Below are 335 nucleotides of genomic sequence, written 5' to 3' on the forward strand. Positions count from 1 at the left end.
GTGTGTATCTGTCCTTGTTGGAAGATGTCGATAAGCTGGCGGGAGACGATTACGCTTTACCGGTTCTGAATACGATCAAACAACAGCTGGAGAAGTGAGGTACATTTCTCTCGGCAGCGGTAGCAAGGGCAATGCAACACTGCTGGAACACCAGGGCAGAAGCCTGCTGATCGACTGTGGTTTCAGCCGCAAGACGTTGTTGCAGCGGATCGAATCGGCCCAGGCCGATGCGGGTCAGTTGGAAGCCGTACTGGTGACACACGAGCACAGCGATCATGCCAAAGGCGTGATGGCGGTGTGCGAGTTGCTGGATATTCCCTTGTACTGCTCTCAGG

General features: G+C 54.6%; 1 protein-coding gene. It reads left to right on the forward strand.

What is annotated here, in order from left to right; all coding sequences use genetic code 11:
• Positions 1-94: 94 nt before the first annotated feature.
• Positions 95-335 (forward strand): MBL fold metallo-hydrolase (locus Q4563_RS17825; protein WP_303605451.1); only part of this gene is annotated, 241 nt, incomplete at its 3' end.

This window comes from Gilvimarinus sp. 1_MG-2023 (assembly GCF_030548285.1).